Genomic DNA, 4930 nt, shown 5'->3' with positions numbered 1-4930 from the left:
GCCCGCCCCCGGGGGGGGGGGGGGGGCGTGGGGGGCGCCCGCCCGCGGCGCGACCGCGGCGACCGCGGCGGCTTCCGTGACCGCGGCCCGCGGCGTGACCGCGAAGGCGGCGGCAACGGGGGCGGCGACGGCCGCGACGCGGCGGAATAAGCCGCAGCCGGCGCCGGCCGGGCCCTCCACAAGGGGCTCGGCGACGCCATCTTCGCGTCACATTCGCGGCGGGCTACAACCCGCGCCACGCAACTGGACAATCACCGGAGCGAAACAGCCTTGAAGGCGATCAACCCGATCCGCATGGGCGGCGTCGAGGTGCTGCCCCTGGTCGAGGGCGGCAAGGGCGTTGCGGTCTCGAACGGCAGGACCTGCGGCGGCTGGGCCTCCGGCGGCGGCGTCGGCACCTTCTCCGGCGTCAATGCCGACAGCTACGACGCCGACGGCAACGTCATCCGCCAGATCTACCACGGCCGCACGCGGCGCGACCGGCATGAGGAGCTCGTCGCCTACGGCATCGCCGGCGGCATCGCCCAGGCCCGCATCGCGCATGAGATCGCCGGCGGCCAGGGCCGCATCCACATGAACGTGCTGTGGGAGATGGGCGGCGCGGAGCGCGTGGCGCGCGGCGTGCTGGAAGGTGCGAAGGGGCTGGTGCACGGCATCACCTGCGGCGCCGGCATGCCCTATCGCCTGGGCGAGCTCGCCCGCGAATACGGCGTGCACTACTACCCGATCATCTCCTCCGCCCGCGCCTTCTCCGCGCTGTGGAAGCGGTCCTACAGCAAGACGCGCGAATGGCTGGGCGGCGTGGTGTACGAGGATCCCTGGCTCGCCGGCGGGCACAACGGCCTGTCGAACAGCGAGGATCCGAAGCGGCCCGAGGACCCCTTCCCCCGCGTGCTGAAGCTGCGCCAGACCATGAACGAGTTCGGCCTGAACGAGGTGCCGATCATCATGGCCGGCGGCGTCTGGTGGCTGGAGGAATGGGAGCACTGGATCGACAACCCGGAGCTCGGCCCGGTCGCCTTCCAGTTCGGCACCCGCCCCCTGCTGACGCAGGAAAGCCCGATCAGCGAGGAATGGAAGCGGCGCCTGCTGACGCTGAAGGAGGGCGACGTGCTGCTGCAGCCCTTCTCGCCCACGGGCTTCTACAGCTCCGCCGTGCACAACGACTTCCTGCGCGAGCTGGAAGCCCGCAACGAGCGCCAGGTCGCCTACACGACCGAGCCCGTTGGCGACCACATCGCCGAGTACGGCGTCGGCCCGCGCAAGCGCCTGGTCTACCTGGCGCCGCACGACATGGCCCGCGTGGCGCATTGGGAGGCCGAGGGCTTCACCGAGGCGATGCGCACGCCGGACAACACGCTGATCTTCGTCAGCCCCGACAAGGCGAAGGAGATCGTGCAGGACCAGGTGGACTGCATGGGCTGCCTTTCCCATTGCCGGTTCAGCAACTGGGCGCAGACCGAGCCCGATTTCAGCACCGGCAAGAAGGCCGATCCGCGCAGCTTCTGCATCCAGAAGACGCTGCAGGACATCGCGCATGGCGGGAAGCTGGACGAGAACCTGATGTTCTCCGGCCACAACGCCTATCGCTTCGGCACCGACCCCTTCTACTCGAACGGCTTCGTGCCCACGGCGAAGCAGCTTGTCGAGCGGATCATGACCGGCCGCTGATCGCAGGTGAGAGCACGACGAGCCGCCGTCCGGACCCGTCGCCATGGAAAGCTCCGCAACGCGGCCCGGCGTCAAGCAGCGCATCCGTCACGAGATGCGCAGCTACGCGCTGACCGTGCTCTACCTCGCCATCTGCTTCGGCGCGATCCAGCTCTACAAGGCCGCGCTGCTGACCGAGGAATCGCTGCGCTACTCGACCTATGGCTTCGCCCTGATCAAGGCGGCGGTGCTGGGGAAGTTCCTGATGCTGGGCGAGGCGGCGAAGGTCGGGCGCCGGACCGCAGGCGAGCCTCTGCTGAGAGGCGTGCTGCGCGGGTCGCTGCTGCTGCTGCTCGTCCTCATCGTGCTGACCGTGATCGAGGAATTCGTCGCGGGCGCGATCCATGGCGCGCATCCGGCGCAGATCCTGGATGAGCATATCGCTGGCGGGCGCTGGGCGGAGTTCCTGGCCTATTGCCTGCTGGTCTGGCTGTTCCTGATCCCCTACCTCGGCCTGAAGCACCTGTCGGAGTTGCTGGGCCCCGCGGCGTTCGGCCGCGCCCTGCGCGGAGAGAGACTGGACTGACGCCTGACGGCGCCCGGGTTGAATCCACTGGTTGCGTCCCTTGGGCAGCCTCGTCCGGGACGGGGGCGGTCCGGCGCGGCGCCGCATCCCCGCTACCAATCCCGGACGGTGTCGGTATGGTGCACCGACCAGGGAGGCGGAACGGTCCGGAGAGATGACGCAGGGGGCGTCGCGCATCGCCGTGGTGGAGGACGAGGCGGACCTCCGCGAGGTCGTGGTGGAGTATCTCTCCGCCCAGGGCTTCCGCGCGCTGCCCTGCGGCGACGGCGCGGCGCTGGATGCCACGCTGGCGGAAGCACCGGTCGAGGCCGTTCTGCTGGATCTCAACCTGCCGCGCGAGGGCGGGCTTTCCATCGCGCGGCGGCTCGGCCTGCTGCCCGATCCGCCCGGCATCCTGATGGTCACCGCGCTCGGCGATTCGATGGACCGCATCGTCGGCCTCGAGGTCGGTGCGGACGACTACATCGCGAAACCCTTCGAGCTGCGCGAGCTGCTGGCGCGGCTGCGCAGCGTGCTGCGGCGGCGCCGCGCGCGGGCCGCAGCGGTGGCGGCCGCGCGCATCGCGCCGACGCCGGCGCTGCCCGCCGAATGCCGCTTCGGCCCCTATCGCCTGCGCCCGGCGGAGCGGCGCCTGCTGGATGGCGCGGGCGCGGAGGTGGCGCTGACGCCGATGGAATTCGACCTGCTCCAGATGCTGGCCGAGAACCCGAACCAGGTGCTGACGCGGGAGCGGCTGCTGCGCCTGCAGGCGGGCGAGCAGGCCGATCCCTTCGACCGCTCGGTGGACATCCGCGTGACGCGCCTGCGCCGCAAGCTGGAGGCCGATCCCGCCAATCCCCGCCTGATCCGAACCGTGCGCGGCCAGGGCTATGTCTTCACGCCAGATTCATGATGCCTCAAGCGCCGGCGCCGGCATCCGCCGGCTTGGCTTGCGCGCCTCAGACATGGTGCGCCGGGCCATTCGGGATCAAGCCGCGCGCGCCGCATGCACGGCGGGGCGTCATCCAGCCGGGAGAAACGCCGCATGGCTGATGATCCTCAGGCTCTCCTCGCCCGCCTGACGGAGGCGGAGGCGCTGAAGCAGGGCGTGATCGACGCGGCGCTCGACGCGGTGATCACCGCCGACCGCGACTGCCGCGTGATCGGCTGGAACGCCGCCGCCGAGCGCATCTTCGGCCACCGCAAGGCGGAGATCATGGGCAAGCCGATCGGCGAGACCATCGTGCCGCCGCATCACCGCGCCGGGCACGAGGCCGGGCTCGCGCGCTACCACCGCACCGGCTGCCCGCATGTGCTGGGACAGCGGCTGGAGATGGAGGCGATGCGCGCCGACGGCTCCGTCTTCCCCTGCGAGCTCTCGATCCACGAGGTGAAGGCCGCGGGCAAGGTGTTCTTCACCGCCTGGCTGCGCGACCTGACGCCGATGCACCAGGCCCAGGCCGAGCTCGCCCGGCAGCGCGAGCGCCTGCACCAGAGCGAGAAGATGAGCGCGCTCGGCAGCCTGCTGGCGGGCGTCGCGCATGAGCTGAACAACCCGCTGGCCGTCGTCGTCGCGCAGACCACGATGCTGGAGGCGATCGCGCAGGCCGCGGCGGTGCGCGCGCGCGCCGCGCGCATCCATGCCGCGGCCGCGCGCTGCGGGCGCATCGTGAAGACCTTCCTGGCGATGGTGCGCCAGCAGGCGCCGCTGCGCGCGCCGGTGGAAGTGAACGCCGCGCTGGAGGGCGCGCTCGATCTCGCGGGGTACGGGCTGCGCAGCGCCGGCATCGCGATCGAGCGCGCGCTGGACCCCGCGCTGCCGCGCATCCAGGCCGATCCCGACCAGCTCGGCCAGGTGGCGGTGAACCTGGTGGTGAACGCCCAGGCGGCGCTGGCCGACCGGCCGGAGCCGCGCATCCTGCGGCTGGAAAGCTGGGCCGAGGCGGCGGGCGGCGTGGGCTTCGCGGTGGAGGACAACGGCCCGGGCGTGCCGGAGGACCTGCGCGCGAAGATCTTCGAGCCCTATGTCACGACCAAGCCGCTCGGCGCCGGCACGGGGCTCGGCCTCGCGGTCTGCCGCAACATCCTGGGCGCGCATGGCGGCACGATCGGGCTGGAGCCCGGCACGCTCGGCGGCGCACGCTTCGTGGTGCGGCTGCCGGCCGGCGCGGCGGCCGGGGCGGAACAGGCGGCACCGGCCGCCGCCATGCCGGCGCGGCATCGCGTGCTGGTGGTGGATGACGAGCCGGAGGTGGGGGCGGTGCTGGCGGAGCTGCTCGGCCTGCACGGCATCGAGGCGGAGACGGCCGGCGACATCGCGGAGGCGCGCGCACGCCTCGCCGCGCGGCGCTTCGATGCGGTGTTCTGCGACCTGCGCATGCCCGGCGGCGGCGGCGCGGCGCTGTATCGGGAGGCGCTGGCGGCGCAGCCGCATCTGCGCGGCCGCTTCGCCTTCGTCACCGGCGACACGGTGGCCGGCCCCTCGGCCATCGGCGCGCTGGACCCGCAGGCGCCGCCACCGATCCTGGAGAAACCCTTCACGCCGCAGGACGTGGCCGACATCCTGGCCCGGATCGGGGAACGCGGCTCAGGCGCGTAGCAGCTCCTCCACCATCGCCCGCGTCGGCGTCGCGCCGGCCCCCCCCCCCCCCCCCCCCGGCCCCCGGGGGGCGGCCCCCCCCCCCCCCCGCGCCGGGGCCCCCCCCCGCCCCCCCC

At 72.6% G+C, this 4930-nt stretch carries 4 protein-coding genes; all 4 read left to right on the top strand.

The features are described 5' to 3' along the window. Window positions 1-270 precede the first annotated feature (270 nt). The 4 genes from AC1MIR_RS26405 to AC1MIR_RS26390 all read left to right on the top strand — a co-directional run bounded on the left by AC1MIR_RS26405 (window position 271) and on the right by AC1MIR_RS26390 (window position 4814). Window positions 271-1671 (top strand): NAD(P)H-dependent flavin oxidoreductase, encoded by a 1401-nt coding sequence (locus AC1MIR_RS26405; protein ID WP_480031156.1) that lies wholly within the window; start codon window positions 271-273, stop codon window positions 1669-1671. 43 nt (window positions 1672-1714) lie between these two features. After that, window positions 1715-2236, top strand: a complete 522-nt coding sequence (locus tag AC1MIR_RS26400) for a hypothetical protein (RefSeq protein WP_480031155.1) — start codon at window positions 1715-1717, stop codon at window positions 2234-2236. Between the two features lie 154 nt (window positions 2237-2390). After that, on the top strand, window positions 2391-3128 hold the full coding sequence (locus tag AC1MIR_RS26395; RefSeq protein WP_480031154.1) for a winged helix-turn-helix domain-containing protein: 738 nt from the start codon (window positions 2391-2393) through the stop codon (window positions 3126-3128). A 132-nt stretch (window positions 3129-3260) separates the two neighbouring features. Further along, complete coding sequence (locus AC1MIR_RS26390; RefSeq protein ID WP_480031153.1) at window positions 3261-4814, top strand: two-component system sensor histidine kinase NtrB; 1554 nt, start codon at window positions 3261-3263, stop codon at window positions 4812-4814. Window positions 4815-4930: the final 116 nt, after the last annotated feature.

This window comes from Falsiroseomonas sp. RANM36, from assembly GCF_056682175.1.
This window is presented reverse-complemented; position numbering and strand designations above follow the sequence as displayed.